The following is a 26,153-nucleotide window of genomic DNA, read 5'->3' as shown; positions in this document are numbered from 1 at the left end:
GCAATCCTTTTTGTCAAGGTTGTAGCAGCTCTTCTTTCATGATGACTCCATGTTGATATAGCATCTTCTTGCTGCCTTCTTTAGTGTGCACTATCCACTCGCCATGAGGTAGTCCATTGGCAAAGCGACCGATGCGTTTTTCTTTGCCCTCCGGACTGTATTCTATGTAAGCGCCATGTTTATAACCGTACTTGTAGGTTATCTTCTCGTGTATTTTTCCGTTGGGGTAGTAGTATATGGCTTCCCCTTCCAGCCTCCCGGACTTGTAAGGCTCTTTCTTTTGCAATTGTCCCAATTCATCGTACGTTTCCAACCAACCCTCCAGCACACCTCCTTTATATTCTCTTTTCTCTTTTACATTTCCGTTGGTATAATACTCCAACCACTTGCCGAGCGGTTTGTTTTTGTATAATTTATATTCGCGTAGCTTATTGCCCAGAGAATCAAATTCTACAACAGACTGCTCTATTTCTCTGTTTTTGTATTGAATCATCTTGGCTATTTGTCCGTTTTTATGATAATGGGTAGCTTGTCCTATGCGGTGTCCCATATCATAATAAATTTCTCGGCGTATCTTCCCATCGGGGTAGTATTCTTTATATGGTCCATGAGGTAGGTTTTGCTTAAAGAATCCTTCTTCCAGTAGTTTGCCTTCTGGGTTATAGCGCCTGAATATTCCTTCTCTCATGCTTTTTTTGACCTGCATTTCTATAGCTAAGGCACCTTTGGGTGTGCCTGTTGTATCGAAGTAAGTTCTAATCCATCCATCTTGAAAGCTATCTATATAACTCTCTTCTGACTTCAAAGCCCCCGAAGGGTAGTAGAGTAGCGCCGTGCCGTGTTGTTTTCCTTCTTTGTATTCAATTTTGCTTTTTAATACACCATTAGGGTAATATTCGAGCACTTCACCATGAAGTTTACCGTTTTTGAACTGGCTCATGTTGCGCAACACACCGTCATGATAAAAAGATTTAGTAAGTAGCATCGTGTCATTACGGTATATGGTGTATTGCAATGTATCGCCATTCGGATAGAAAACGATGTAGTCTCCATCTAATCTTCCAAAAGAGTTGTAATGTGCAATGGCTTTGATAGGGGAGCCAGTGCTATCGTAATATTGATAAAATACACCAACACGTAACCCTTTTTCATAAGTACCTTCAACGGCTTTTCTGCCACTCTTGAAATAAGTACGGTACTCTCCGTGCAGTAGTGTATCTTCTGGAAATATCAGTACCCCAAAACGAGCTTTTACTACATTGGTGTCTGGATACTCCAATACAAAAACATCTTTTATTTGAGCAGTCGAATAAAAGTTGACACCCACAATTAACAAACCTATGACAAGGCGTTCGAGCCCATATAAGTGAGTTGGTCGAGCTTGCAAAAGAGCCCGTCGAACTCGTAAGTAAGCTCGTCGAAATTCAATACTTAACATAATGTAACTTATTTTACAAATTATACAGAGCGTTTAGGCGAGCCATCATGCTCAAGAGACGCATGAAAAAGTTCGAAAGTTTGATCTGAATAAAAAATAATAATCTTGTCAATGCGCTTACCTGTTATTTTTTCATAATCGCTAACAGGAAACGAAGGCAGTATCTGATTAGTTTCATCTTTTTGGGCATTCCTAAAAATAGGAAGTTCTCCAAAGAGCAGCCAGTTGATGTTGATGTGCGGATATGTTTCATGAAGCTTGTTGATAAAATCAATACTGGGCTTATTGCGCCCGGCTAATAGGTGTGAAATAGTTGCCCGAGGCACTCCCATACCGTCCGCAAACTGAGAAGGTGTTACGCTTAATATTTTTAACAAATGCTTTAAGCGCTCGTTAATTAAATTAACATTTTGAGTCATATTAACAAATGTTTTTAATAGACTGTTTCAATATTGATAACAAATATAACAATTAACTTTTGTTATCAGCAAGTTTTTGTATAATATTTAACATTTGTTAATTCTTTTTGACAAAAAAACAATGAGATTCATTTCTCTTTTTTTGCTCACATTTAAGTTATATTTGCCAATATAAGGCAACAACAACCAAACATTAAAAACTATGGAGATTAAAAATGCAGTAATAATAGGTGCCGGCACTATGGGAAATGGCATCTGTCATATATTTGCCCAGCACGGTTACACCACCACGATGGTTGATATTCGTAAAGAAGCGCTTGAAAAAGCCCTTTCTGTCATATCTAACAATATGGACAGGCAAGTAAAGAAAGGAATTCTAACTGAAGATGAAAAAATAGCTGCGCTTGCCCGCATAAAAACCTCTACTGAACTTACAAAAGCTGTAAAACAGGCAGATATTGTGATAGAAGCCGCTACCGAACAAATAGACATTAAAAAAGAATTATTTCGTCAAATAGACACTCACGCACCGGCTCATGCTATCTTGGCGAGCAACACCTCCTCTATTTCGATAACTACCTTGGGAGCGGTTACACAACGTCCAGAAAAAGTAATCGGCATGCACTTTATGAACCCGGTGCCAGTTATGAAATTGGTTGAAGTAATACGCGGCTATATGACTGATAATGAGACCACTAAGGCAATCATGGACTTATCTATTGCTTTAAACAAAGTGCCTGTAGAAGTAAACGATTATCCGGGTTTTGTCTCTAACCGTATTTTAATGCCCATGATAAATGAAGCCATTGAAGCACTCTTTCAGGGGGTTGCAGGTGTGGAAGAGATAGACCAAGTAATGAAGTTGGGCATGGCACATCCTATGGGACCTTTGCAATTGGCAGACTTTATAGGGCTTGATGTTTGTTTGTTCATCTTAAAGGTGCTTTATGATGGCTTTGGAAGGGATAAATATGCTCCCTGCCCCCTATTGGTAAATATGGTAGAAGCCGGCGAGTTAGGTGCTAAAAGCGGCAGAGGCTTCTATGACTGGAGCGACCACAAAAACCTTAAACCTTCACCACGTTTCAGTAAATAAATAATGCAGAGTACATAAAAAAGCGCTGTACCACTCTACAGCGCTTTTTTATGTAAAAATACTGATGTAAAAGTTACACTATATGACTAATACGCAGTATTTAGAATACATAAGCTCGTAACAGCTACTTCCGATTTGCCACAAGAGCCCAAAACTACAATAAGAAAATACCAGCATATCCCACTGCCTAAAAAAAGTAGTCCAACTATTCATTAACACCTTGGGGGCTTCTTTTTGTTGATCTGTTCCGGATACATGATTGGCTTTCCTTTCTATCTTTCCGATGGGAGTACCGTATATGACTCCACCTTGTACTTTTTCTTTGGATTCTGTACTACTTGTATCATTTAACGAAGCTCTGTTTTTTTTTTCGCTATCCTCGCTTGCAGGATAGCGGACCGGCATTACAATAGTATTTTGTGAGTTCCCTTCTTCTATGCCTTCTAAAATAAGGTTAAATACTGCGCTCCAATCAGGGATTACAATAATATCCGTACGTCTATTGATACGCCGCCCTTCTGGGGTGGAATTGTCTGCCAGTGGATACCGGTCGCCCTTTCCGGAAATAGCCACCTTGTCTTGGGGAAAATTACAACTTGCCATATAACGCCCTACTTCTGAGGCACGTGCCAAACTCAACTCCCAATTATTTTTGTAAAGCGGGTGCCCACGAAGTGGGATATTGTCTGTATGTCCTTCTATGGTAATATTAATACCAGCTATTTCATTAAGTGTTTCACTCAAATACTTGATAGCTCTTTGCCCTTCCGCACTAATACGAGCACTACCGGTCGGAAACAACAGCTCATCCAAGATAGTTATACGCACCCCGTCTTTCTCTTTGATTACTTGGATGTTGTCTATTTCATGAGTAAGCAAAGTGTGGACTATCTGGCGGCGTATATACTCCAGTTGTTGCTGATAAAGCGTTGCTTTGTCTATAATCTGAGAATAGCGGTATAGTTTTTGTGCATTGCGTCGCTCCTTCAGCTGAGACTCTCCAAGCATACGCACCAATTCATCTGCTTGGCGTGCAAGCTCCATAGAGTCTTCTTTAAGCCGTAGTAATTTGGTTTGGTACTCTCTAAGTAGCTGCTCTTGTTGAGCCATTCTCTCTTTTTTGCTTCCCTTCATTGCCTGCTTATAGGGTGAACATGCAGCAAAAGGCAATGAGAACAGAAGTAATCCCATTGCCCAATAGCGAGAAGAAGTCCATAGCCTGCGCATAGTATAATTACTTTTCGTATTTCAAACGTTTGATAACGCATTCAAGTTACTAATATAAATATATACGAAAAGTAACAAAAAAAGTTACATCTTACACGGTTAGTTCGAATTCTCTAAGCGCTTGATTTAAAGATGTTTTAAGATCTGTACTCTCCTTTCTTTTTCCTATAATCAAGGCGCATGGTACATGGAACTCACGATTTCCAAACTTTTTGGGATAAGAGCCGGGAATAACTACCGAGCGTGGTGGAATGTAACCGCGAAGTTCTTTTACCTCACCTTCGTTAGAGACATCAAATATCTTGGTACTCATGGTCAGAGTTACATTCGCCCCCAGTACGGCTTCTTTTCCCACCCTTACGCCTTCTACTATGATGCAACGGGAGCCAATGAAAGCGCCGTCTTCTACGATAACAGGTGCCGCTTGTGGTGGTTCCAATACACCACCTATGCCAACCCCTCCACTTACATGGACATTTTTGCCTATTTGAGCACAACTCCCCACCGTAGCCCATGTGTCAATCATAGTACCACTATCCACATAAGCACCTATATTGATATAAGAGGGCATAAGAATGACACCTTCGTTTACAAAAGAACCATAACGGGCAATGGCATGGGGTACTACTCGCACTCTTTTCTGTGCATAGTCTGACTTCAAAGGAATTTTATCATAAAACTCAAAAGGACCAAGCTTAATGCTTTCCATTGGCTGAATTTGAAAATACATGATAACAGCCTTTTTTACCCATTCGTTTACTACCCATGTGTCATTTTCTACCGGTTGTGCCACACGCAACTGCCCCTTATCCAGCAAGTCAATGGTTTGCCGGATAGCGTCTTGCACTTCTTTTTCTTGCAAAAGTTCGCGTTGGTCCCAAGCCTTTTTTACTAAGTTTTCTGCATCCATATTAAATAAAGTTTTACTTTAATATAAGTTGTGTAAACGTTTGAATAACAATTAATTACAATTAAATAAAAAATAAAATTTGGCACAACAATAAATGATGTACACTTAAGCGTGAATATAGAAGAATATTGTCGTAATAGCAATTACAAGAATGTATCCGATATGGCAAAGAGCCAACACCTTTCTTTACCTTCTCGATAGGAGACAACAATCCTAACTCCTAAACAAGAGTTAAGAAGTTCCTATTATTCTACCCTGTTATCCCCCCCCCTTTTTTTTTCTAAGAACCTACATAGGAGAATCACAATGACAGGAAAGCCTTGTTTTCAAAACTTTCCAACAATATGTGTTTGCTTAAATCACAAATAATTTATTCTCAATTTTTTGTTAAAATTTTTAACAAAAAATTGAGAATAACCTAAAATTTGATTTTTACAAATCTTATTCTTACATTCGCTTATTATTCTCTAACAACCATAAAGTATGTCTAAACTATCGCTGACAGAGGAGAATTATTTGAAAACTATTTATATGCTAACAGAAAGAAGTGAGGCGGTACATAATCAGAGTATAGCACAAGCCCTTCAAAATACACCTGCATCCGTGAGTGATATGTTAAAAAAATTAACAAAAAAGGGACTTATTCAGCATGAGCCATATAAACCTATACAGTTAACTTCAAAAGGCAGGGAAATTGCAATAAATATTGTCAGGAAGCATCGTTTATGGGAGACTTTCCTGGTAAAATGCCTTGGTTTTACTTGGGAACAAATTCACCCTATTGCCGAACAACTGGAACACATAGAAAGTGATCTGCTCATTAGTCGCTTAGACGAGTATTTAGGCTATCCAAAATATGACCCTCATGGCGATCCTATCCCCTCTCCTAACGGTGATTTTCAGCCTGTTGAGGGTTTTCCTTTGTCACAAGCTCCCACTGGGAAAAAACTAAAAGTAGTAGCTGTTAAGAATGATAAAAAAGACTTTTTAAACTATTTAAATAAGATAAACCTATTCATTGGATCACATATTTATGTGATAGACAGAATTTCTTTCGATTTAAGTATAGAAGTTGATATAAACAACAAAGTATTGAACTTATCCCATTTGATAGCTTCCCAAATTATTGTAAATCATGAAGACAATATTCAATAGAACTTTTGTTTACATAACAATATTTATAAGCGCTTGCATAGTGCTTGCCTGCTCCAATGATAGACAGCAAAGTTCCCAGCGTTACAAAGCGCGCATTGTAGTTACAACCAACATTATGGCGGATGTTGTTCGTAACATCGTGAAGGATTCAATGGAAGTGACGAGTATTATGGGTCCCGGTGTAGACCCCCACCTATATAAAGCTACACAAAAAGATTTTACCTTGTTTAAAGAGGCAGACATCATCTTTTACAATGGTTTACACTTAGAAGGAAAACTAAGTGAAGCCTTGAACAAGCTTTCTCAACAAAAACCCTGTTATGCATTAGGTGATGCTCTACCGAAAGAACAATTGATTCAGGTAGGTAGCTCTACCTATGACCCCCATATTTGGTTCGATCCATTGTTAATGAAAATAATTGTGGCTGAAGTAGCCTCCAAGTTGTCGGTACATTATCCTACAATGGCTGCTTACTTTAAACAAAATGCAGCTTCATATAAAGAAGCGATTGATAGTGTGCACGCTATGATAAAAGAAAAATTTAAAGAAGTGCCTACTGAGCGCAAGATATTGGTTACTGCTCATGATGCATTCGAATACTATGGACGACGTTACGAAATTCAAGTAAAGGGACTGCAGGGAATCTCTACTATATCGGAAGCTGGTTTGTATGATGTGGCAGCGTTGGTCTCTTTCATTATAGGAAATGATGTAAAAGCCATATTTGCAGAAACTACGGTTTCCCCAAAAGCCTTACAGAGTGTGGTAGAAAGCTGTCAAAACAAGGGGCATAAAGTGAAATTGGTTCCCGGTCTATACTCTGACTCTTTGGGAGACGCTTCTTCCCCTGCAAGCACTTATTTAAAAATGCTTGTTTTTAATACAACTTTAATAGTTGATAATATAAAGTAAGTAATGATACAACAAGTAGAATTCCCCATCTTGGAGGTACACGATTTGAGTGTACGTTATCATAATAAAACAGCACTTTGGAATATTGACTTTACACTTCCTTACGGAGTGTTGGCAGGCATCATAGGTCCTAATGGCGCAGGTAAGTCAACGCTTATCAAAGCCATTATGGGTTTGGTTCCTGTGCATAGCGGATATGTCAAGTTGTTTGGCGAATACTTGAAGAAGGTAAAGCAAAGAGTAGCTTACATACCTCAAAAAGAAGAAGTAAACTGGGACTTTCCTATCACTGTGAAAGAAGTTGTTGAAATGGGACGTTTCCCTTACTTAGGACCATACAAAAAATTAACGACACAAGACTACGACATCGTAGCGCAAGCAATGGAACGTGTAGGTATTTCTACATTAGCCAACCGCCAAGTATCTGAACTTTCAGGAGGTCAGCAACAAAGAGTGTTTTTAGCAAGAGCATTGGCACAAGATGCAGACATTTATTTCATGGATGAACCCTTTACCGGTATCGACATTGCTACTGAGCACGCTATTATTTCTCTTCTAAAAGACATGAAAGCACAAGGCAAGACCATAGTAGTTGTTCATCACGATTTATACTCAGCATATGATTACTTTGATTGGGTGGTATTGCTAAACGGACACTTGGTAGCTTCAGCACCTACTGAAAAAGCTTTTACTCCAGAGTTACTACAAAAGACCTACGGTGGAAAGTTGACTACATTAACCAAAATTGCGCAAATTATAAAGCAAAGTTTATGATGGAGTTTCTTCCTTCTACTTGGTATATCCTCATTAGTGCCTTGTTCTTAAGTATATCCTCCTCTATATTAGGTAGTATATTGTTTCATCGCCGGCAAGCACTCGTTGGCGATGTGATTGCTCACTCTGTGTTGCCAGGGATTTGTATTGCTTTTCTTCTGTTTCAGGGAAAAAATTTGTTTTGGTTTTTGGTAGGTGGCAGCAGCACAGCCTTTTTAGCTACTTACTTCATACAATACCTGCATAGAAAAAAGGTTTTATCGGAAGACGTATTATTAGCAAGCACCTTATCTGTATTTTTTGGAATAGGCGTTTTGTTACTATCCTATATACAACAACTGCCTTGGGGCAATCAAAGCGGCATTGACCGCTTTATCTTTGGACAAGCTTCTACTCTATCCTCTCTTGATGCACAAGTGATTGCTATCATAAGCATTGTGGTGCTTGCTTTATTTATAAGTAGTTTTCGCGCCATCAAGGTATGGGTGTTTGATACCCAATTTGCCAGTGCCTTAAATTTTCCATTTAAAATGCTTGAAGGTATTTTGGTTGTCCTACTTTGTGTACTGGCAATGGCAGGACTGCAAAGTGTAGGTATCGTACTGATGTCTGCTATGTTTGTACTTCCGCCTTCGATAGCTTATTTCTGGAAACGCTCTTTCGTTGGCGGCATAGTTGCTGCAAGCTTTGTTTCTTTTCTGGCAAGTGCAATCGGCATCATGCTTTCTTTAATTATCCCTCATATACCCACTGGACCGGCAATTGTTGTGAGTCTGTTTTTCATCCTAATAATAAGTGTTGCTTTCGGGAAGCATAATAGTTTATACAATAAACTAAAAGATAAAAGAAAACACGCCAGTAAAATAGATGAAGAACACGTGTTAAAATCCATCTATAAACTTATTGAGGCGAGTGGAGAAAACCGAACAGATATTTACGCATTGCATAAGCAAACGAAAATGCCTTTCTATAAAATAGAAAAGATTTGTAATAAATTTCAAAAAAGAAAGTTGATAAAATTTACCAAAAATGAAATAGTGCTTACTCCTGCTGGGAAAGCTGCATCGAAACGTATCGTTCGTTTGCATCGTTTGTGGGAGTTATACCTTAGCGAATACTTACAACTTCCGGAAGACCACTTGCACGAAAGTGCCGAAGACATAGAACACTATATTACGCCGGAGATAGAAGCACATCTGCTTACTATTATGAATTTTCCTAAGAAGGACCCACACCAAAAAGATATACCATGATGAGTGATTGGTGGATTATTGTTAATTCTGCATTGACTGCTGCTTGTTGTGGCATACTGGGTTGTTTTATCATCCTGCGCAGGATGAGTATGCTCGTAGATGCGATTTCTCATGCCGTATTGCCGGGCATAGTAGTTGCCTATTTATTCACTGAGTCACTTCAGTCTGTATGGTTACTTATTGGTGCCGGCTTGTCTGGTTTTGCTACCGTTTGGTTGATAGAGTCTATTGCTCAAAAATTTAACTTGAGCGAGGATGCTTCCATAGGTAGTATCTATACTTCAATGTTTGCTTTAGGTGTCATACTTATTTCATCGCTTGCTTACAAAGTAGATTTAGACCAGGAGTGCGTGCTCTATGGCGAGGTATCTCACACACTGTTTGATACACTCATTATCAGCGGGCATAATTTAGGTCCTAAAGCTTTTTATTTACTTTTAGCTCTGTTTGTTGTTAATGCCTCTTTTGTTATCTTTTACTATAAGCAGCTTAAGGTAATGAGCTTTGACGCTGTATTTGCGTCTACTATCGGCATTGCTACTGGAACTTTGCATTACCTGCTCATGGGATTCATTTCTTTGACTACCGTTGCTTCCTTTGAAATGGCAGGCTCCATTCTTGTAATCGCCTATTTCACGGCACTACCTGCCACTGCCTACCTACTGAGCTACAGCCTCTCTGCTATGATAAGCTATTGCTTATTGCTTGGAGGAGTTAGTGCAGTATCTGGTTATTTTATTGCTTCTTGGTGGGGAGTATCCATAAGTGGGGCAACCGTTCTTAGTATAGGTTTGTACCTCCTTCTAGCTATTTTTGTGTCTCCTAAAAAAGGACTGCTTAAATCTTGGTTATATGCAAAATCAAAATAATTGGGATACAATAGTAGCACCGGCGACACCTCATGGGCAATCGGCAGTGGCTGTGATTAGAATTTCTGGAAAAGAAGCTTTTCAGATTGTAAAAAAAATATGGAAAGGAAAAGAGTTAGATAATGCAAAAACGCACACATTGCACTTTGGTAAAATAGTTGATTCAAACAACGAAGTTGTCGATGAGGTACTTTTGTCGATCTTTAGAGCCCCTCATTCCTTCACAATGGAGGACAGCATAGAGATTTCGACACATGGTTCACCATATATAGTACAGCGCGTGCTGAGCCTATTGGTCGAAGCAGGTGCCCGCATAGCAGAACCGGGCGAGTTCACCAAACGGGCTTATTTGAATGGGCGCTTTGACTTGGTACAAGCCGAGGCGGTTGCTGACTTGATTGCTTCCCAGTCTTCTGCTGCACACAGGGTTGCTATGCAACAAATGCGCGGACGTTTTTCTTCTAAGATAAAGCAATTGAGGGAACAGCTGATTCATTTTGCATCCTTGCTTGAGCTTGAATTGGACTTCTCAGAAGAAGACGTAGAGTTCGCAGACCGCACTCAACTGCTTTCTTTGCTAAGTGAAATAAAAAAAGTGGTTCATCACTTAAAAGAATCTTATAAATACGGAAATGTACTAAAGCGGGGGGTACCGGTTGCGATAGTAGGAAAACCCAATGCCGGCAAATCTACTTTATTGAATGCACTTCTTCAGGAAGAAAGAGCCATTGTATCCGACATAGCCGGCACCACCCGTGATGTAATAGAAGACGAAATAACCATTGAAGGAATCACCTTCCGCTTTATTGACACTGCGGGTATACGCGAAACTTCCGATACCATAGAGGCAATAGGTGTGGAGCGTGCCCGACAGAAGATGAAAGAAGCTTCTATTATTCTTTATCTTTTTGATGTCAATACAGCCAATATTGAAGAGGTGCAAGATGCCATTCAAGAGATAGAAAATCTTAATGTATCTTATATCCTTTTAGGTAATAAAATAGATATGCTTTCCGAACACTCCAAGCTTACTGCAATACAAGAAGCCTTGAAAAAAGAAAGTCAGGCGCCTTTCATGTTTATATCCGCTAAAAATGAAAAAGATGTAGAAAATCTAAAAAGCGAATTGCTGAAAAGAGTACAACAGTGGGAAGCTTCACTTCAAACAGACATTATAGTTACGAATGCACGACACTATGAGTTTTTGGAGAAAGCAGAACAAGCGCTGAGCCAAGCTGAGCATGGTCTTTTGTCGCAGTTGCCCAGCGACTTGGTAGCCATGGATGTAAGGGCTACACTGCACTTTTTGGGTGAAATTACCGGCGAAATAACTACCGAAGACTTGCTTGGTAATATATTCTCGAAGTTTTGTATTGGCAAATAGCTTTCTTTTTTTGATAGTGAAAACAATATTGGTTGCCCCCTTAGAGGGCTATTGCTATGTTATTGGATTGGAATGTTTATGCAAAAATAGAAGTTAGAGGCTATGAGCCGTCTCTTCCTCTCCCCCATGCCAGTGAGTACAAGCAGCTTAGAACGTATGCTCTCTTTTCTGTTCGTTAACTTGAACTTTTATGTTACTCATGATTTTTATTCGGAGTAAAGTGGATATTTCGCTACTGCAAGTGGAAATACTAATGAACTCTTAGAAGACACTTTGCTTTTTCATAATAAATATTATGTTAAATAAGCTCATTTTTAATGAATCGTTTCAATATTGATTTTTACATAAATAAAGCGTCTTTTTTTACCTTTTACTTAAATTTTTCTAATTTAGCTGAGGTTTTTTTGAGAGGTAAAACATAAACAAATAATTCCTATGTCTGAATACGCTGAACTTCATTACAACGGTCAAGTGTACCAAATACCGGTTCTTACAGGAACCGAGGGCGAAAAAGCTTTAGATATCAATAAATTACGTGCAGAAACAGGAGGACTGATTACCTTAGATTTAGGCTTCAAGAATACCGCCTCCACCAAAAGTGCTATCACCTTCCTTGATGGAGAAAAAGGAATACTACGCTACAGAGGCTATCCTATCGAGCAGCTGGCAGAAAAATCTACTTTCTTGGAAGTAGCCTATTTGCTTATATATGGGGAGCTACCTTCCAAGAACGAGTATGAAACCTTTGTAAACAAGGTAACTCGTCACACACTCATAAACGAAAACATACGTAAAATTTTTGAAGGGTTTCCTGCCAATGCTCACCCTATGGGAGTGCTCGCGGCTTTAGTTTCTTCTTTGTCGGCTTTCTATCCCCGCCCCGAAGAATCTTCCATGAGCTTCGAAGAGCAAACAGACTTAAATATCATTCGCTTGCTTGCTAAGGTTCCTACTTTGGCTGCTTGGTCTTATAAAAACTCACAAGGGCATCCGTTAAATTATCCGAAAAACAATCTTAACTATTGCGAGAACTTCCTGCACATGATGTTTGCCCTGCCGGTAGAAGACTACGAAGTGGACCCAGTGATAGCTCGCGCTTTAGATGTTCTATTGATTCTGCACGCCGACCACGAGCAAAATTGCTCTACTTCTACCGTGCGCATAGTGGGCTCTTCTCATGCAAGCCTGTATGCTGCTATTTCTGCAGGTATAAGTGCTTTGTGGGGTCCCTTGCACGGTGGTGCCAACCAAAAAGTAATTGAGATGCTGGAGATGATTAAAGCTGACGGCGGCAATGTGAAGAAGTATGTGGAGTTGGCAAAAGACAAAAACTCCAATTTCCGTCTCATGGGCTTTGGGCACCGTGTGTATAAAAACTTCGACCCGCGGGCACGCATCATTAAACAGCAAGCAGACAATGTGCTGAATAAATTAGGTATTAAAGACCCACTTTTGGATATAGCCAAGGAGTTGGAGCATGCTGCACTCAATGACGACTATTTCAAAGAACGCAAGCTATATCCCAACGTTGACTTCTATTCTGGCATTATCTATAGAGCCATGGGCATACCTGTGAACATGTTCACCGTCATGTTCACCCTGGGACGTTTGCCTGGTTGGATTGCTCAATGGAAAGAGATGCGCGAAAATGACGAGCCCATTGGTCGTCCGCGTCAGCTCTACATAGGCGCCACCGAAAGAGAGTACGTACCTATGGAAAAGAGATAGAATTACAAACGGTTATCCTGAAAAAAGGGAAGGCGTAAAAGCTTTCCCTTTTTTATTACTTTGATAGAAGAAAAAGCGCAAAGGAAAAAACGTTTTACACTTGGTAGGAAACAAAAAAGAGTCTCGCTTGATTGAAGGGCGGGACTCGAAAGCGATCCCGGCAGGACTCGAACCTGCAACCGACTGCTTAGAAGGCAGTTGCTCTATCCGGTTGAGCTACGGGACCAAAAAAACAGAGAGAAAAATTTAATAAGAAACAAAAGTCGGGGCGGCAGGATTCGAACCTGCGACCCCCTGCTCCCAAAGCAGGTGCGCTAACCGGGCTGCGCTACGCCCCGAACTCGTTTGAGGAGAGGACGGGATTCGAACCCGCGGTACCGCTTTGGGCGGTACGACAGTTTAGCAAACTGCTGCCTTCGACCACTCGGCCACCTCTCCTTTTCCTTGAAAAGCAAGGCAAATATAGAGCAAAGCTCCCTATTGTCCAAATAAATTGCAGTATTTTTTTTAAAAGAAAATTTAAAATATTGAAAGTTAGACTATTAAAAGTGATGATTTTAAATATAAAAAAACAACTATACTTCCATATATTTGTACAAAGCATTAAATTCATAGGCATTTATGCATTTCCTGTTTTCCCCTTCCTACTTTGAAGTGGCTTCATTGTTGATTTTTCTACTCATTGTACTGTTCACATGGTATAAGCTGTATAAAACAGAAAAAAACTATGTTTTTCTTTCTTATCATCGCAGGACTTTTTTATTTAAGAATACACTTCGTCTCTTGGTAATGGTATCGGCAATACTCGCCCTGTTGGCACCATTCAAGCGAATCATGAAGCAACAAGTAAATGCTGACAATCACCACATGTATTTTCTTTTAGACCTGTCAAATAGTATGCGTGCGCAAGACACACCGCCGGGGCGTCTCGAACGTGCTAAATACAGCATATCCAAAATTGTACAGAAAAGCCAGGGTAGCTATTGCATCATTCTTTTTTCTAATGAAGCCATTGTTTACTGCCCTCTGACCCGCGACAAGGAAGCTATATTGGACTTATACCTGCCATCATTGACATTTGGAATCACTTCTGGCGGTGCTTCTAACATAGGCTCAGCCTATACGCTTGCTATAAAGAAAGTAGTAGAAAATCATAAAAAGGATGTTAAAAATTCCATCATATGCTTCAGCGACTGGGAAAGTAACAACCTTCCTGCTACTTCTTTGTTCAAGGATGCGGATATATATAACTTGTCTTTTTACCACGTAGTCATAGGATCTTCTGCCGGCGACCACATCCCATGGAAAACAGGCATACTAACTAAGGATGGCAAAGCTGTATTAACTAAAGCTATGCCCGAAAAGGCATCTGCATTGTGCAAAAGAACAAACAACTGTTCTGTTTTCCGTATCTCAAGAGAGATAGATGATACAGCGGCTTTAATCAAAAGTATCAATGAAAGTGGTGCTACAATTACCAGTGAGCAGCATGTTGCTGCCGAAAACATCTATTACCTCCCTTTGATGGTCTCCATCTTATGCTTAGTTTTAGACCTGCTACTCCCCTTGCCTCTAATATACATTAAACCATGATAGCTTTACTGTTGTGGACGCAGTTGTTGTATTCTTATTTAGTAGCCCCCTATTACAACTATTTGATAGAGGGAACGCAAGAAGCTTTTGCCAGTGGACAATACGACGTAGCAGCCAAAAAGGCATGGAATGCCTATAGCGTATTACCTACACCAGAAGCTTACATCTTCTGCTTGTTTAGTTATTATCAAATAAAAGCATGGGGACGAATAAATAGTTTACCACTTCCATCGTCAGATAAGTGCACAAAGAAAGAGTGGGCATACATCCAGCTCATCAAAGGAGTAGCCGCTTATGAAGACGGGCAACAGGCGGTGGCAATCGAACATTTTCGACAGGCTCTTATTGCCTATCCACTACCCGATGCCGCTTATAATTTAGAATTGCTACTGCGTAAGCAAAGCATCCCTATCCCTCAGCAGAGTGAGCGCCCTACTTCCTCTAATCCACAAGTAAGCAATTTTAAACAGATACTACAATCCATTCAAAACAATGAAAAGCATCGCATACAAAGGAGAAAAGGCAAACAACAAGATGCCGAAAATATAGAATGGTAGTGTATATTTGTACCAATCAAAAAAATATTCTTATGGGTAAAGAAGTTTACATCGTCTCAGCTGTTCGTACTCCTTTAGGTAGTTTTGGAGGTTCCCTTTCAAGCCTATCAGCCACTGAATTAGGGGCAATAGCCATCAAAGGTGCCGTAGAGAAAGCAGGTATTGCTTTCGATTCCGTTGAAGAAGTATTTATGGGAAATGTGGTGAGTGCCAATTTAGGGCAAGCACCCGCGCGCCAAGCTGCCCTTTATGCAGGGCTTTCCAAAGCAACGCCTTGCACTACCATCAACAAGGTGTGTGCTTCCGGCGCTAAAGCCATTGTTTTTGCAGCTCAAAGCATCATGACCGGCAATGCTGATATTGTGGTAGCTGGTGGCATGGAAAGTATGAGCAACATACCTTACTACGTACCCAAAGCCCGCTTTGGATACAAATATGGGCATGCCGAACTCATCGACGGCTTGGCTAAAGATGGATTAGAAGATGCCTATGATAAAGGTGCCATGGGCTGCTATGGTGATGCTACTGCCAAGAAGTATGGCATCAGCCGAGAAGAGCAAGACGAGTACGCCATACGCTCCTATAAGCTGGCAGCAGAAGCCACCGAAAAGGGTTATTTCAAAAATGAGATAGTACCTGTAGAAGTGAAAAGTCATAAGGGTAGTGTAGTTGTTGAAGAAGATGAAGAATATAAAAAAGTAATCTTCGAGAAGATACCTTCATTGCGTCCGGCGTTCACACCCGACGGAACAGTGACAGCAGCTAATGCCTCAACCATCAACGACGGAGCCGCTGCCTTGGTGCTTATGAGTAAAGAAAAAGCAGAAGAACTGGGGGTAAAGCCCATAGCCAAGGTAGTTGCCTACGCCGATGCTGCGCAAGAACCTCAGTGGTTCACTACTGCTCCGGTAGCTGCTGCCAACAAAGCGCTTCAGCGTGCTGGCTTATCAAAAGACGATATTGAGTACTTTGAAGTGAACGAAGCTTTTGCAGTAGTAGCCCTTGCCTTCAGTAAACTCATGGAGGTGCCTATAGACAAGATGAATATCTTTGGAGGGGCTGTATCTATCGGACACCCTCTGGGCTGCTCTGGTGCCAGAATCATGACTACTCTACTCAATGTATTGCAACAGAAGAATGCCAAATATGGACAAATAGCGATTTGTAACGGAGGAGGAGGCGCTACTTCTATCATCGTGGAGCGTGTGTAGAACAAAACATCATAAAAGATAAGGGGGCATTTAGCCCCCTATGCTTTGGGTTAACTTTTATTTTATCAATTCGCTCCCAATGCTTTCAATTTAGCATCCATCGCTTTGCCCTTGTCTTCCATTTTCAGGCGGTAGTAAATTTTGCTCAAAACCGTGATAACATCTTTGTTTTCAGAATTGGCTTTGTGGGCACGTTCCAAATAAGGCAGTGCTTTTTTCAGCAATTCATCCATTTGCTTTAGTTTTGCTTCCGTCTCTTCTTTCTTTAAGCTTTTACTCATATTTTCGACTTCCTCTGCCACCAAAACAGCTTGGTTGTAATAGGCAAAACCTGTATTGGCATTGAGTACAAAGTTATCAGGAAACAGGTCTGCACCTTTTCTGTAGTATTCAAATGCCTTTTCTGCATCTCCTTGCTCATCGTATATAGCAGCTGCCAGTTCGTATAAGCGTGCATCCTTAGGATTTTCTTTCAAGCCCATTTCTATAATGGCGATAGCTTCTTCTGGCTTCTTAAGCTCACTATACAGAACCAAAATCAGATTATAGTAATGCTCAGCCTTACGCCCATAAGACACATCGTCTAATTCAAGAAAGCGCTTAGTATAAGCTACATACTTATCTTTTTTGTCAGCTTCATAAGCCATGGCTGCAGAATAGATAAGTGCAGTAGTGTCTTTGGGCTGTATATTCAAAGAGAGTTCAAGGTTTTTCAAAGCATTATCAAGGTCTTGTTCTTGGTAGAAAGCAACTGCACGGTTCAATGCGATGGCATACAGCTGCTCCATTTCTGCCTTAGCGTCATTATAATACCCCTTCTTCTCAGGCTCTAATTCCATGGCTTTCTTGAAGCCTTCATAAGCTTTGAAGGTCGCGTCTTTGTCTAAGTTAATGAACAAGCCAGTGGGGTCAGAAGCAATGCCTGCGTATATCTTGCCATAATAATACCAGGTCTTTGATTTCGTCGAGGCTTTTGGGTTTTTGATAGCCTCATCGATGGCTGCTTTTGCCTGGTTCAGTTTACCAGCTTCGTAAGCCATAATGGCATTACCCAGACCTCCTTGGGCATGTACAACAACGATGCTCACAAGGAAAAGAAAGATAGATAAAGCACTTTTTTTCATCTTTGTTCGATTTTTTATTTAAACTATTCTACTGAATCCTGCAGTGTATTCTCTTGTGAAAAGCTTTTGGGTGTATCCCCTTCTTCGTTGTCTTTATCGACTTTTGCAATAGAGGATATATCGTCTTTTTTTGTCAACTTAATAAGACGCACCCCTTGGGTGGCACGTCCCATTACACGTATATCACTTACTCGCATTCTGATAGTGATACCCGATTTATTGATAATCATAATTTCATCCTCATCACTTACGGCTTTAATACCAACCAACTTACCGGTTTTTCCTGTAATATTCATGGTGCGCACCCCCTTACCACCACGGCGGGTAATGCGGTAGTCGCTCACTTTGGAGCGTTTACCATAGCCTTTTTCTGAAACGACCAACAAATCTTCCTCTTCATTAGACACACAAACCATACCTACTACGACATCACCTTCGGCAAGGCTTATCCCCCTCACCCCGGTAGCGGTTCTTCCCATGGGGCGCACATCCGACTCATGAAAATGAATTGCCTGTCCTTCACGGGTGGCTATGATGATATGAGCATCGCCATCTGTAATTTCTACATCCAACAGGCGATCGCCGTCCACTATATTGATGGCATTGATTCCAGTTTGGCGTGGACGAGAATAAGCTTCGAGTGAAGTTTTCTTGATTGTGCCCTGCTCAGTACACATAATCACATAGTGATTATTTATGTAGTCTTCATCATCCAAGCTGGGGACATTCAGGATGGTTCTTATCTTGTCGTCCGGTTCTATTTGTATCAAGTTTTGAATGGCTCTACCTTTAGATGTTTTGCTACCTTCCGGTATTTGATACACCTTCAGCCAATATACCTTACCAAACTCGGTAAATATAAGCAGGTAGTTGTGATTGGAAGCGATAAAAAGGTGTTCTGTAAAATCATCATCTTTAGTAGAAACCCCTTTGGCACCTACTCCTCCCCGGCTCTGTGTCCTGTACTCTGCAAGCGGTGTTCTTTTTATGTATCCTTGATGCGATACGGTAATGACCATCGCTTCGTCTGGAATCATATCTTCGATAGAGATATCTCCGGCGGCATGGACAATATCCGTACGGCGTTCATCGCCATATTTTTGTTGTATTTCACGCAACTCTTCCTTAATGATGTCCATGCGTTTGGATTTGTTATCCAAGATTTCTTTCAGCTCTTTGATTTGGGCTGCTACCCTGTCGTGCTCTTCTATGATTTTGTTGCGCTCTAAGCCTGTCAAGCGCTGCAGACGCATGTCCAAAATAGCTTTGGCTTGTATTTCCGACAAGGCAAAGCGCTCTATAAGCTGCTGTTTGGCAGTATCGGGGTCCATGGCTGCTCGAATCAGTTGAATGACCTCATCGAGATGGTCGAGTGCTACCAAATAACCTTTCAATATATGAATGCGCTTTTCTGCTTCGTTTAGGTCATAACGGGCACGACGCACTACCACTTCATGTCTATGTTCCACAAAGTGATAAATCAAATCTTTGAGATTAAGCACTACGGGGCGCCCTTTTACTAAAGCCACGTTGTTGATGCTAAACGAAGACTGAAGTTGGGTGTGTTTATATAAGTTATTAAGTACCACTTGCGGAATAGCCCCTTGTTTTAATTCATAAACAATACGCAAACCTTGTCGGTCCGATTCATCGCGCAAATCTGAAATTCCCTCAATTACTTTTTCATTGATAAGCTCCGCCGTCTTTTCAATCATAGAGGCTTTATTGACCATATAGGGAATTTCTGTAACGACGATTTGCTGCTTTCCGTTTTTGGTTTCTTCCACTTCGGCACGCCCACGAATCACCACACGCCCCTTACCTGTTTTATAGGCTGATTTCACTCCTTTATAACCATAAATGATACCACCCGTAGGGAAGTCAGGAGCGGGAATATGTTGCATCAGCTCTTCAATGGTAATATCGGGGTTATCTATGTAAGCTAAAATACCATGAACCAATTCTGTAAGGTTGTGTGGTGCCATGTTGGTAGCCATACCAACGGCAATACCAGATGCACCATTCATGAGCAGGTTAGGTATTTTGGCAGGCAAGACAGTGGGCTCTTGCAAGGAATCGTCGAAATTGGGCTGAAAGTCAACCGTATCTTTGTTGATGTCAGCCAAAAGCTCCTCTGCTATGCGTTTTAGCCGTGCTTCGGTGTAACGCATAGCAGCTGGCGAGTCTCCATCTATAGAGCCAAAGTTACCTTGACCATCCACTAAAGGGTAGCGCAAAGACCACTCCTGAGCCATACGTACCATAGTGTCATAGACCGAGGCATCGCCATGCGGGTGATACTTACCCAGTACTTCTCCCACAATACGCGCAGACTTTTTGTAGGGTTTGTTATGGTACAAGCCCAGTTCTGCCATGCCATATAATACACGGCGGTGCACTGGTTTAAGTCCATCACGCACATCGGGTAAGGCACGCGACACAATCACCGACATAGAGTAGTCGATGTAAGCCGTGCGCATTTCATCTTCTATATTGATAGGAATAACATTGGGTTGCTCATTCATAGAAATACTACTTTTCATAAGTCCTATTGAAAACGGTCATAGCCGGGGCAAGATACGAAAAAAGGGCTGTTTCTCCTATCAAAACAGCCCTTTTGTTGGGTAAGGTACTTCTTACTTATCGAAACCTCCCTTCTGTTTTTGCAGCGATATTTTGTTTATCTGATGCTTATCCAAACCCGTGTTTTTTTCTTTATCAAACACTTTGTAGCGTTTTCCTTCGTCGGTTCTATAGCTTTTTTTGAATATCCTCCGCCACCAAACGGTGCCACTATAAACTTTCAAATCTTTGGTATTCACCTTTGACCGATCAACCAAGCTACCATCTTTAGCATTTTCCGCACCAAAGAAGTGCGTGTGATCGTCAACAATCATGCAACCGCTCACTTGACACCGCTTGGCACAAGCACTCGTCCCCGCCAATAGAATACAAGTTAACAGTATGTTTATATTTTTTTTCAAAAGTAGTTTCATGTTCAAATATCTAATTTAGTTAAGCAAACGTAAAAATATGGGCAAAAGTTATACTTTTTATTTAGTTGTATAGTACACATGTAAACATCTTTGACAGATAATTTCTATAATTTATTGCAGCATACTTTTGACTTTCTTGCTATGGTCGTTACAAACACAAGTAAGTGCCATATCCACTCGTCATCAAAGAGAGGCATGATATTGTTTGTTTGAAGTGTGTTTGAAGTAATTGCTCCCAACATACTTTGCTTTGATGGTATCGCTTATGCTGGAAGTCGGGCATCTAAGCCTCTAAGTATCTGGATTTAGCAAAGTTACTTAGATAAAAAATATTGCATGGAAATAAGAGGAAAATAAACAAAAAGAGAGACCAAATGCTCGGTCTCTCTTGCTTGGTGTATTCATTGAACTAAATACTGTTTATCAGCTCCAGCTTCTTCTCGAGCACATGAAGTTGCTCTTGCGCTTTGGCAATGCGCTCTTCGTAGGCTTCGCGCATCTTGGCGGCTTCGGGCGAATCACCAAAAAACTCAATGTTATTACGCAAGGTGTCTATTTCCTCACGTATACTGCGTATCTTTTGTGCGATTTGATTACGCTTTTGGTGCAGCTTACGTTCACCGCCTGCTTTGTGTTTGGCAAGACGTATAGTGATAGATAAATCAAGTTCTTCGCGTCTTTCTTCATCCAAGCCGGGGAAGCGCAATACCAGCTCATGCATTGCTTTGATGAAAGCATTTTGGATGCGAGAGATATCCTTGTGCGGCACATGTCCTATAGCAACCCATGCTTCTATCCATTGCTCTATTTCTTCTTCCGGATTTACTTCCGCTAATGCTTCCTCTGTGCGTGCCTTAATTTGCTCTATGAGTGCCTCTTTCTTTTGAAGGTTCTCTACAAAAACCTCTTCTTTTTTGTTATGCAGGGCTCTTCGCTTATCGAAGAACTCATTCATGAGCTTGCGGAAGCCCTCTTCTATCTTTTTACGGGCTTTCTCGGGTACACTGCCTATCTTGCGCCACTCATCTTGCAGTTTCTTCAGTTTTTTAGCTGCTTCTTCTATGGTTTCTTCGGTGGCTCCCTCTACAATGGCTTTCGCTTGCTCAAAAAGGTCTTGTTTTTTCAAAAGATGCTCTTGACGCTCGGCATCCAGTTTTTGGAAGAACTCCCCTTTGCGCTTGAAGAATTGTTTGAATTTACTCCAGAACGCCTTCGATACCTCCTTGCCTTCTTCTTGAGGCACTGGTCCTACTGCCTCCCATTCCTGCTGAATGGCTTTGATTTCATCTGTTTTAGCATTCCATTCTTTGATACGGTCGGAGTCAAATTCGGCAAAAGGTGCAAGCTTTTCAACCAGCGCTTTCTTCTTGGCAAGATTTTCTTGCAACTGCTGTTTGAATAACTCGTCTTCACGGCGTCGTTTTTCATAAATGGCATTTACTGCCTTTTTGTAGCGCTCCCAAATAGCAGCTTTTGCTTCTTGCGGTACCGGTCCCACATGGCGATATTCCTGCTGAAGTACTTTCAGCTGACGGAAAGCCTCACGGACAGGCAACTCCACCAACGCCTCTATTTTGGCACATATCTCTTCCTTAGCTTCCAGATTTTTCTTTCTATCCAGCTCTTTCAGTTCGTGGAAGATTGATAAGTTATTGTAAAACATGTCGATGAGCGCGTTGTATCGCGCCCACAAATCGCGCGCAAAACGCTTAGGCACTGGTCCGGTTTTTCGCCACTCAGCCTGCAAGTGTTTTACATGTCGTATGGTTTCTTCCGTCTCTATGCTTTCTACTATGTGGCGCAGCGCTTCAAGTATTTCTTGCTTGCGCTTCAGGTTGTTTCGCAGTGCTTCCTGCAGTTCTTGCCGTATGGCTTGCCGGCGTTGGCGCAACGCTTTGGCTATTTCAAAGAAACGTTTGGTTTTTTCGTCCGGACGGTATTCGAACCCATCAGCCTCTCCACCGTCGGCGAGGAATTTTTCTAGCGCCTGCTCGCGCTCATCTTGCACGATGGACTTGAAGAAGGGTTCTATTTTGGTAAGTAGACGGTAATATTGCTCTACTTCTTCTTTCGATAGTTTATTGACCGGATGAGCTGCGCGCAGCGCTTCATAAAGCTCATCTTTTGAGTAGGTGGAATAATCTTCTTCCGGCAGCTCGTCCTCTTCGTGGCTTACCTCTTCTTCCATTTCTTCTTCCACCTCTTGGTTCTCTGTTTGATTAGTCAACACATCCTCTTGACTTTGAGGGGCTTCTTGAGCCGCTTGCTCCATTTTCGGGCTTTTCTCTTCGTAGTTCATATGCTCCGTTTTTTAAATGACGAAATCCCTTTTATATGCCTGTTAAATTTAGCAATTTTAACGCAAAGTTAATAATTATGGATAAAATAGCTTCAATCAGACGAGAATACAGCAGTCGAGCATTGTCCGAGCACGAAGTACATAAAGACCCAGTCAAACAGTTTTTGCAATGGTTTGAGGAAGCCCTCCGTTCGGAAGTGCTCGAACCGAATGCCATGCATGCCTCCACTATCGGCTTAGACGGGCGCCCCAAAGGACGCGTTGTATTATTAAAAGGTGTGGAAGACAGCCGATTCATCTTCTTCACCAATTACATGAGCAATAAAGGCAAAGAATTGGCTAAACACCCTTGGATTGCACTCACTTTCTTTTGGGCTGAACTGGAGCGCCAAGTGCGCATAGAAGGGAAAGTGTCGAAGCTATCGGAAGCAGCTTCCGACGAATACTTTCACAGCCGTCCACGAGGCTCGCAGATTGGCGCTTGGGTATCTATGCAAAGCGAAGAGATACCAGGGCGTCAGTTCCTTGAAGCTCGTATGGAAGAAGTGAGCAAACAATACGAGGGGGCAGATATGATACCACGCCCTCCTTACTGGGGTGGTTATGCTGTGGAAGCAGACTATTTTGAATTTTGGCAGGGGCGTCCCAACCGTCTGCATGACCGCATTTGCTATCATTTAGAAAATGGTGTGTGGCATATCGCCCGCCTATCGCCTTGATAAACATGTTTATGCAGCTACAAAGCCTGAAGCCCTCATGCCGATAGAGTGAGGGCTTTTTCTTTACTTTGCAAAAACAACCCAAAAGAAACATGAAACACATAGCCAACTACCGGGCATTGTTTCTTCAGCACCTTGCTCAAACAAGCCCTGCACCGCTTATGTTGGAAATAGAACGTGCCGAAGGCATTTACCTCTACGATACAGATGGTAAAAAATATATAGACCTGATTTCTGGCATTGCTGTAAGTAATGTGGGGCATGGACATCCGGCAGTCGTGAAGGCTATTTGCGAACAAGCACAAAAATATCTCCACACAATGGTATATGGCGAGTATGTGCAGGCGCCGCAAGTGTGTTTTGCACAGGCACTCACCTCTACCCTCCCCCCTGCTTTGAATACAGTTTATTTTACCAACTCCGGAGCCGAGGCAGTAGAAGGCGCTATGAAGTTGGCAAAACGATATACTGGCAGGTATGAAATCATTGCTGTTAAGAATGCTTATCATGGTTCTACGCATGGTGCACTGTCCCTACAGAGTAGTGAAACATATAAGCGGGCGTTTCGTCCTTTATTGCCTTTTGTGAAATATATTAACATTGAAAGTCAAAGTGATTTAGAAAAAATAACACAAAAAACCGCAGCCATCATCATCGAGCCAGTCCGTGCGGAGTGTGGTATACAGATTCCAAGCAAAACATGGATGCAACAACTGCGCAAGCGCTGCACAGAAACGGGAACACTCCTTATTTTCGATGAAATACAAACCGGCATGGGACGCACAGGCACTTGGTGGGCGCTGGAGCATTACGAAGTAGCACCTGATATCCTACTCTCTGCCAAAAGCTTAGGGGGCGGCTTACCTTTAGGTGCATTTATAGCGCCACAGGAAATTATGCACACTTTATCACACGACCCTATATTGGGACACATCACTACCTTTGGAGGACACCCTTTAAGTTGTGCTGCTGGCTTGGCGGCTTTTCATATCATCAAAGAAGTACTGCCAGAAGTAGAAGCCAAAGGGCAACTCATAGAAGACCTACTAAGCAACAACCCGCATATCAGAGAAATCCGACGAAAAGGACTTATGATGGCAGTAGATATAGGCTCATGGGAAAAACTACAAAAGACCATTCAACACGCTCTTCAGTCAGGCATCATTGTAGATTGGTTTTTATTCAACAACCAATCCATACGCATTGCTCCTCCTCTTACCATCACAGAAGAAGAGATAAAAGAAGCTGGTTATTTACTCAATCAAGCAATTTATCGTGCATTTAAGTGAGTAAAACAATGTTAGGGAAAACTTTTTTTCTATATTATATCGTGTAAGCATAGTGTTTTTATTTCCCAAAATACACACCTATGGAGATTCTTAGAGATGTAGCCATCATCCTTTTTTCTTTTTATTTCATGTCAGAAATCGTGGACGTACTTTTCATTAAGAGCCTTGACAACATTGCTGCGCGCCTAAAGTTATCGGAAAGTGTATCCGGTGCTACCCTCTTGGCTTTTGGCACCAGTGCCCCGGAAATAGCTACTGCCCTTTTTGCCCTATTTCTTGCTGAAGCACACCCCGCCACGGGCGTAGGTACCATTGTAGGTTCCGCTATTTTTCAAATATTGGTAGTCATTGGCTTTGCATGCATAGCCAACAGAAGCAAACTAAGCTGGAAGCCCATTTTACGCGACAGCGCCTTCTATGCCTTTTCTGTCATCTTGCTGCTTGTTTTTGTTCAAGACAACAAATTAACACTGCTCGAGGGAGCAATATTGGTCGGCTGCTACATCCTTTATCTGACATTTCTCAATCTATGGATGCGATATATTGACAATGAAAGCAAAGCAGCTGAAAACGAAAGTTATATAAAAGAAGAATATGCCATAGAAGATGTTTTGCCTCGGAGAGGTCTCCTGCGTAAGACAATAGACATAGTAACAGCCCCACTACGTTTGTTGATACGTATCATACCCGACCCTGCGAAATCCTCCCAATGGACTTACCCCGTCTTTATATTGTGCCTCGGATTCATAGCACTTGCCTCTTACTGGATGGTGATGGCTGCCGAACGATTGGCATTACAAATAGGTATTCCTACTGAAATCATCGCCCTGACGATTCTTGCAGGTGGCACCTCTATGCCCGAAATCATCTCTTCCTATATTGTAGCTAAGCAGGGTCGGGGCGATATGGCGATTGCCAATGCCATTGGTAGCAATATTTTTGACATACTCATGAGCCTTGGGCTACCCGTACTCATATATACCCTCATGCATGGCGACATCAGTGGTATAGGCAGCGCCAACATCACTTCCTCGGTGATACTGTTGTTCGCCTCTCTGCTTTTGGTTCTCTTAGCTTTTGTTCTCACCCGTTTCCATGCTACCCGCCTGCTGGGTTACACCCTCATAGTTATCTATGTAGTATATGTATGGGGAGCCTACGCCGGGTGGCTGGAAGTATAAAGCCTGCAAAAAGCTTGT

General features: G+C 41.6%; 22 protein-coding genes and 3 tRNA genes. 14 read left to right on the top strand and 11 right to left on the bottom strand.

Annotated elements, in window-relative coordinates; all coding sequences use genetic code 11:
• Positions 1–13: 13 nt before the first annotated feature.
• Both FHS56_RS01825 and FHS56_RS01820 read right to left on the bottom strand, forming a co-directional pair.
• Entirely contained in the window at positions 14–1,279 is a 1,266-nt protein-coding gene (locus FHS56_RS01825) for a toxin-antitoxin system YwqK family antitoxin (protein WP_166918176.1), read from the bottom strand.
• Between the two features lie 179 nt (positions 1,280–1,458).
• The gene (locus tag FHS56_RS01820; RefSeq protein WP_166918175.1) at positions 1,459–1,857 is read right to left on the bottom strand and encodes a helix-turn-helix domain-containing protein; all 399 of its coding nucleotides are present in this window, start codon (positions 1,855–1,857) and stop codon (positions 1,459–1,461) included.
• A gap of 208 nt (positions 1,858–2,065) precedes the next feature.
• On the opposite strand from FHS56_RS01820, the gene FHS56_RS01815 reads away from it, so the two are divergent.
• Positions 2,066–2,953 carry a 3-hydroxybutyryl-CoA dehydrogenase gene (locus FHS56_RS01815; protein ID WP_166918840.1) on the top strand — a complete coding sequence of 296 codons (888 nt, stop codon included), beginning with the start codon at positions 2,066–2,068 and terminating at the stop codon, positions 2,951–2,953.
• A gap of 78 nt (positions 2,954–3,031) precedes the next feature.
• Here the strand turns inward: FHS56_RS01815 and FHS56_RS01810 are convergent, their stop codons facing one another.
• Together FHS56_RS01810 and FHS56_RS01805 are read right to left on the bottom strand one after the other, a co-directional pair.
• Positions 3,032–4,180, bottom strand: coding sequence for an OmpA/MotB family protein (locus FHS56_RS01810; RefSeq protein ID WP_166918174.1), 1,149 nt, complete (start codon positions 4,178–4,180; stop codon positions 3,032–3,034).
• A 91-nt stretch (positions 4,181–4,271) separates the two neighbouring features.
• On the bottom strand, positions 4,272–5,090 hold the full coding sequence (locus tag FHS56_RS01805) for a 2,3,4,5-tetrahydropyridine-2,6-dicarboxylate N-succinyltransferase (RefSeq protein ID WP_166918173.1): 819 nt from the start codon (positions 5,088–5,090) through the stop codon (positions 4,272–4,274).
• Between the two features lie 483 nt (positions 5,091–5,573).
• Here FHS56_RS01805 and FHS56_RS01800 point away from each other — a divergent pair, with 483 nt between their 5' ends.
• The 7 genes from FHS56_RS01800 (at position 5,574) to FHS56_RS01770 (ending at position 13,166) form a co-directional block, all read left to right on the top strand.
• Positions 5,574–6,245: a metal-dependent transcriptional regulator gene (locus FHS56_RS01800; RefSeq protein WP_166918172.1), complete on the top strand. Its 672-nt coding sequence runs from the start codon at positions 5,574–5,576 to the stop codon at positions 6,243–6,245.
• The gene (locus FHS56_RS01795) at positions 6,226–7,158 is read left to right on the top strand and encodes a metal ABC transporter solute-binding protein, Zn/Mn family (protein WP_166918171.1); all 933 of its coding nucleotides are present in this window, start codon (positions 6,226–6,228) and stop codon (positions 7,156–7,158) included. The genes FHS56_RS01800 and FHS56_RS01795 overlap by 20 nt, the downstream gene beginning before the upstream one ends.
• 3 nt (positions 7,159–7,161) lie before the next feature.
• Positions 7,162–7,932, top strand: a complete 771-nt coding sequence (locus FHS56_RS01790; RefSeq protein WP_166918170.1) for a metal ABC transporter ATP-binding protein — start codon at positions 7,162–7,164, stop codon at positions 7,930–7,932.
• Positions 7,929–9,185, top strand: coding sequence for a metal ABC transporter permease (locus tag FHS56_RS01785; RefSeq protein ID WP_166918169.1), 1,257 nt, complete (start codon positions 7,929–7,931; stop codon positions 9,183–9,185). The genes FHS56_RS01790 and FHS56_RS01785 overlap by 4 nt, the downstream gene beginning before the upstream one ends.
• Positions 9,182–10,054, top strand: a complete 873-nt coding sequence (locus FHS56_RS01780) for a metal ABC transporter permease (RefSeq protein ID WP_166918168.1) — start codon at positions 9,182–9,184, stop codon at positions 10,052–10,054. Before FHS56_RS01785 ends, FHS56_RS01780 begins: the two co-directional genes overlap by 4 nt.
• Entirely contained in the window at positions 10,038–11,438 is a 1,401-nt protein-coding gene (gene mnmE, locus FHS56_RS01775; protein WP_166918167.1) for a tRNA uridine-5-carboxymethylaminomethyl(34) synthesis GTPase MnmE, read from the top strand. Before FHS56_RS01780 ends, mnmE begins: the two co-directional genes overlap by 17 nt.
• A gap of 435 nt (positions 11,439–11,873) precedes the next feature.
• Positions 11,874–13,166: a citrate synthase gene (locus FHS56_RS01770; protein WP_166918166.1), complete on the top strand. Its 1,293-nt coding sequence runs from the start codon at positions 11,874–11,876 to the stop codon at positions 13,164–13,166.
• A gap of 152 nt (positions 13,167–13,318) precedes the next feature.
• On the opposite strand, the gene FHS56_RS01765 is transcribed toward FHS56_RS01770, so the two are convergent.
• From FHS56_RS01765 to FHS56_RS01755, 3 genes are all read right to left on the bottom strand, one after another.
• Positions 13,319–13,392: transfer RNA gene (locus FHS56_RS01765), tRNA-Arg, on the bottom strand.
• A gap of 37 nt (positions 13,393–13,429) precedes the next feature.
• Positions 13,430–13,504, bottom strand: a tRNA-Pro gene (locus FHS56_RS01760).
• Positions 13,505–13,514: 10 nt separating this feature from the next.
• Positions 13,515–13,604, bottom strand: a tRNA-Ser gene (locus tag FHS56_RS01755).
• 396 nt (positions 13,605–14,000) lie between these two features.
• On the opposite strand from FHS56_RS01755, the gene FHS56_RS01750 reads away from it, so the two are divergent.
• From FHS56_RS01750 to FHS56_RS01740, 3 genes are read left to right on the top strand one after another with little or no spacing between them, the layout of a single operon-like run.
• Positions 14,001–14,759: a VWA domain-containing protein gene (locus FHS56_RS01750; protein ID WP_166918165.1), complete on the top strand. Its 759-nt coding sequence runs from the start codon at positions 14,001–14,003 to the stop codon at positions 14,757–14,759.
• Positions 14,756–15,316, top strand: a complete 561-nt coding sequence (locus FHS56_RS01745; RefSeq protein ID WP_166918164.1) for a hypothetical protein — start codon at positions 14,756–14,758, stop codon at positions 15,314–15,316. The genes FHS56_RS01750 and FHS56_RS01745 overlap by 4 nt, the downstream gene beginning before the upstream one ends.
• Before the next feature lie 32 nt (positions 15,317–15,348).
• A complete protein-coding gene (locus FHS56_RS01740; protein WP_166918163.1) occupies positions 15,349–16,527 on the top strand; it encodes an acetyl-CoA C-acyltransferase in 1,179 nt (392 codons plus the stop codon).
• Positions 16,528–16,592: 65 nt separating this feature from the next.
• Here the strand turns inward: FHS56_RS01740 and FHS56_RS01735 are convergent, their stop codons facing one another.
• The 4 genes from FHS56_RS01735 to FHS56_RS01720 form a co-directional block, all read right to left on the bottom strand.
• Complete coding sequence (locus FHS56_RS01735) at positions 16,593–17,651, bottom strand: tetratricopeptide repeat protein (RefSeq protein ID WP_166918162.1); 1,059 nt, start codon at positions 17,649–17,651, stop codon at positions 16,593–16,595.
• A gap of 23 nt (positions 17,652–17,674) precedes the next feature.
• Positions 17,675–20,176 carry a DNA gyrase subunit A gene (gyrA, locus tag FHS56_RS01730; RefSeq protein WP_166918161.1) on the bottom strand — a complete coding sequence of 834 codons (2,502 nt, stop codon included), beginning with the start codon at positions 20,174–20,176 and terminating at the stop codon, positions 17,675–17,677.
• A 111-nt stretch (positions 20,177–20,287) separates the two neighbouring features.
• On the bottom strand, positions 20,288–20,647 hold the full coding sequence (locus FHS56_RS01725; RefSeq protein ID WP_166918160.1) for a hypothetical protein: 360 nt from the start codon (positions 20,645–20,647) through the stop codon (positions 20,288–20,290).
• 409 nt (positions 20,648–21,056) lie between these two features.
• On the bottom strand, positions 21,057–22,946 hold the full coding sequence (locus FHS56_RS01720; RefSeq protein ID WP_166918159.1) for a DUF349 domain-containing protein: 1,890 nt from the start codon (positions 22,944–22,946) through the stop codon (positions 21,057–21,059).
• A gap of 77 nt (positions 22,947–23,023) precedes the next feature.
• Here FHS56_RS01720 and pdxH point away from each other — a divergent pair, with 77 nt between their 5' ends.
• The 3 genes from pdxH to FHS56_RS01705 all read left to right on the top strand — a co-directional run bounded on the left by pdxH (position 23,024) and on the right by FHS56_RS01705 (position 26,135).
• The gene (pdxH, locus tag FHS56_RS01715; protein ID WP_166918158.1) at positions 23,024–23,665 is read left to right on the top strand and encodes a pyridoxamine 5'-phosphate oxidase; all 642 of its coding nucleotides are present in this window, start codon (positions 23,024–23,026) and stop codon (positions 23,663–23,665) included.
• Positions 23,666–23,757: 92 nt separating this feature from the next.
• Positions 23,758–24,954, top strand: coding sequence for an aspartate aminotransferase family protein (locus FHS56_RS01710; protein ID WP_166918157.1), 1,197 nt, complete (start codon positions 23,758–23,760; stop codon positions 24,952–24,954).
• An 80-nt stretch (positions 24,955–25,034) separates the two neighbouring features.
• On the top strand, positions 25,035–26,135 hold the full coding sequence (locus FHS56_RS01705; RefSeq protein WP_166918156.1) for a calcium/sodium antiporter: 1,101 nt from the start codon (positions 25,035–25,037) through the stop codon (positions 26,133–26,135).
• Positions 26,136–26,153: the final 18 nt, after the last annotated feature.

This window comes from Thermonema lapsum, from assembly GCF_011761635.1.
In the GTDB taxonomy this organism is placed as follows: Bacteria; Bacteroidota; Bacteroidia; order Cytophagales; family Thermonemataceae; genus Thermonema; species Thermonema lapsum.
Note: the sequence above shows the minus strand (reverse complement) of the source record. Positions and strands in the feature narration are given on the sequence as shown.